2 protein-coding genes are annotated in these 3,619 nt (G+C 64.4%); both read right to left on the bottom strand.

Annotation, left to right across the window (positions count from 1 at the left end):
• Positions 1-167 precede the first annotated feature (167 nt).
• The gene (locus ACRDTL_RS21410; RefSeq protein ID WP_431508700.1) at positions 168-731 is read right to left on the bottom strand and encodes a TetR/AcrR family transcriptional regulator; all 564 of its coding nucleotides are present in this window, start codon (positions 729-731) and stop codon (positions 168-170) included.
• 7 nt (positions 732-738) lie between these two features.
• Positions 739-3,453: an aconitate hydratase AcnA gene (acnA, locus tag ACRDTL_RS21405; RefSeq protein WP_431508699.1), complete on the bottom strand. Its 2,715-nt coding sequence runs from the start codon at positions 3,451-3,453 to the stop codon at positions 739-741.
• Positions 3,454-3,619 lie beyond the last annotated feature (166 nt).

The raw sequence follows: 3,619 nt of genomic DNA, 5'->3' as shown, positions 1-3,619 counted from the left end.
CGCCATGCCACCACAGACCAAATCGAAAAATTCTCGCCTCACCGACCTGGGAATCCAGTCACCCCTTGCCACAGCAACCTCCACAAATCATCGGCACGTTGCAACGACCATATGAACACGCCCCGCGCTCATTCCCGGGTTCGTGCACGCTCGCGCGGGCCGTACGCCTAGCACTGCCGTACCGAGCCCTCGACCAGGTCGAGCACGGCGGCGAGGCGCTGCGGGTCTTCACCGGACGCCAGCCGTGCGACCAACCCGTCCAAAACCAGGTCCAGGTAACACTGCAGCACGTCGCCCGGGACGTCGTCGCGCAAGCGCCCGGCCCGCTTCTGTCGGCGCAGCCGGTTCGCCGTCGCCGCCGCCAGTTCCGCGGAGCGCTCCGCCCACCTACGACTGAACACGGGGTCATTGCGCAACTTGCGCGCGATCTCCAAACGTGTGGCCAGCCAGTCGAACTGGTCGGGAGCCGCGAGCATGTCACGCATCACCTGGATCAGACCCTCCCGCGACGCCACAGCGGCCATCCGTTCGGCGTCCTCGCGAGCCAATTCGAAGAACAGGGTGTCCTTGTCGCGGAAATGGTGAAAGATCGCGCCGCGCGACATCCCGGTGGCCTGTTCGAGGCGGCGCACCGTCGCCTTGTCGTAGCCGTACTCGGCGAAACAACGGCGAGCGCCGTCGAGGATCTGACGGCGCCGGGCCACCAGATGGTCCTGGCTGACCTTGGGCACCGGGACCCTAGCTTGACTTCAGCATGTTGCGCAACACGTACTGCAAGATGCCGCCGTTACGGTAGTAGTCCGCCTCACCCGGGGTGTCGATGCGTACCACCGCATCGAACTCGATCGGAGCTTTTTCGGCATCCCCGCCTTCCTTGCTGGCCTTGACGTGCACCGTCTTTGGCGTCTTGCCGTCGTTGAGCTCCTTGATCCCGGTGATGTCGTACACCTCGGTGCCGTCTAGCCTCAACGATTCGGCCGACTTGCCTTGCGGGAATTGGAGCGGGATCACGCCCATGCCGATCAGGTTGGACCGGTGGATGCGCTCGAACGACTCGGCGATCACCGCGCGCACGCCCAGCAGCAGCGTGCCCTTGGCCGCCCAGTCTCGCGACGAACCCGAACCGTACTCCTTGCCGCCCAACACCACCAGCGGGATGTTCTGCGCCGCATAGTTTTGCGCCGCGTCGTAGATGAAGGCCTGGGGACCGCCGTCGGCGGTGATGTCGCGGGTGTAGCCGCCCGCGACATCACCGAGCAGCAGGTTGCGCAGCCGGATGTTGGCGAACGTGCCCCGGATCATCACCTCGTGGTTGCCGCGCCGTGAACCAAACGAGTTGTAATCCTTGCGCTGCACGCCGTGCTCGTCGAGGTACTTCGCTGCCGGGGTACCGGCCTGGATCGCGCCGGCGGGGGAGATGTGGTCGGTGGTCACCGAATCGCCGAGTAGCGCCAGCACCCGGGCGCCGGTGATGTCGCTGACCGGTTCGGGGTCAGCCGGCATCTGGTCGAAGTACGGCGGCTTGCGTACATACGTCGAATCCGGGTTCCACTCAAAGGTGTTACCGCTGGGCGTCGGCAGGTTGCGCCACCTCTCGTCGCCCTTGAACACGTCGGCGTAGTTCCTGGTGAACATCTCCTGGTTGATCGCCGATCCGATGGTGTCGGAGACATCCTTTTGTGACGGCCAGATATCGGGCAGGAACACGTCGTTGCCGTCGTTGTCTTGGCCTAGCGGCTGGGATTCGAAGTCGAAGTCCATGGTGCCCGCCAGCGCGTAGGCGATCACCAGCGGCGGCGACGCCAGGTAGTTCATCTTGACGTCCGGGTTGATGCGGCCCTCGAAGTTGCGGTTGCCGGACAGCACCGCGGCCACCGAAAGATCGTTGTCGTTGACCACTTTGGAGATCTCCTCGGGCAGCGGGCCGGAGTTGCCGATGCAGGTCGTGCAGCCATAGCCGACCAAATAGAACCCCAGCTTCTCCAGATACGGCCACAGTCCGGCCTTTTCGTAGTAGTCGCTGACCACTTGGGAGCCCGGCGCCATCGACGTCTTCACCCACGGTTTGGAGACCAGACCTTTTTGCACGGCGTTGCGCGCCAGCAGCGCGGCAGCCAGCATCACCTCCGGGTTGGAGGTATTGGTGCACGACGTGACCGCGGCGATCACGACCGCACCGTGGTCGAGTACGAACTCGCCGAATTCATCGGACTTCACCTGAACCGGATTGCTCGGACGGCCTCCCTTGTCCGGATCATCTCCGGCATAGTTGGGGAGGGCCTTGCGAAAGGTGGACTTCGCGTCGGACAGCGAGATCCGGTCCTGCGGACGCTTGGGCCCCGCGATCGACGGCACCACATCGGACAGGTTCAGCTCGAGATATTCGGAGAACTCCGGCTCGTGCGCCGGATCGTGCCACACGCCCGGCTCTTTGGCGTACGCCTCGACCAGCGCCAGCTGGTCATCGTTGCGTCCGGTAAATCGCAGGTAGTCGATGGTCTCCTGGTCGATGGGGAAAATCGCTGCGGTGGAACCGAATTCGGGACTCATGTTGCCCAGCGTGGCGCGGTTGGCCAGCGGCACTTTGGCTACACCCTCGCCGTAGAACTCGACGAACTTGCCAACCACACCATGTTTGCGCAGCATCTCGGTGACGGTCAACACGACGTCGGTGGCGGTGACACCGGGCTGGATTTCACCGGTCAGCTTGAACCCGACCACCCGTGGGATGAGCATCGACACCGGCTGGCCGAGCATCGCGGCCTCGGCCTCGATACCGCCGACACCCCAGCCCAGCACGCCCAGTCCGTTGACCATCGTGGTGTGCGAGTCGGTGCCGACACAGGTGTCGGGATACGCCACCCCGTCGCGGTGCATCACGACACTGGCCAGGTATTCGATGTTGACCTGGTGCACGATGCCGGTGCCCGGCGGCACCACCTTGAAATCCTGGAACGCGCCCTGACCCCAGCGCAGGAACTGGTAGCGCTCGCCGTTGCGCTGGTATTCGATCTCGACATTGCGCTCGAAAGCGTCGGCCCGACCGAACAGGTCCGCGATCACCGAGTGGTCGATGACCAGGTCGGCCGGCGCCAGCGGATTGACCTTGTCGGGGTCCCCGCCCAGGTCGGCGATGGCCTCCCGCATGGTGGCCAGGTCGACGATGCACGGCACGCCGGTGAAGTCCTGCATGACGACACGGGCGGGCGTGTACTGGATTTCGATGCTGGGCTCGGCCTCTCGATCCCAGTTCGCGATGGCCTCGATGTGGTCCGTGGTGATGTTGCTGCCGTCCTCGTTGCGCAGCAGGTTCTCGGCGAGGACTTTGAGGCCGTAGGGAAGTTTCTCCGTGCCGGGCACGGCGTCCAGGCGGTAGATCTGGTAACTGCGACCATCACCGGCGCCGGCCTTCAAAGTGCCGCGGGCTTCGAACGAATTCACCGAATCGGTCACATCAACTCCCCGGATTGAGTTAGTCGGCGGCGACCCGCTGCGCCCGGCTTACCGCGCTTGCGATCGCCGCTGATATGGGGGACATCTTGTCAAGTGGGCAGGGGGAAGCGGCGGCCGCAACCGTCGTCGTGGCCGCCGCTTCGTTGACCAGATAGGGCCAGTTGTG

It is taken from the genome of Mycobacterium sp. (genome assembly GCF_050700595.1).
Lineage (GTDB): Bacteria > Actinomycetota > Actinomycetes > Mycobacteriales > Mycobacteriaceae > Mycobacterium.
This window is presented reverse-complemented; position numbering and strand designations above follow the sequence as displayed.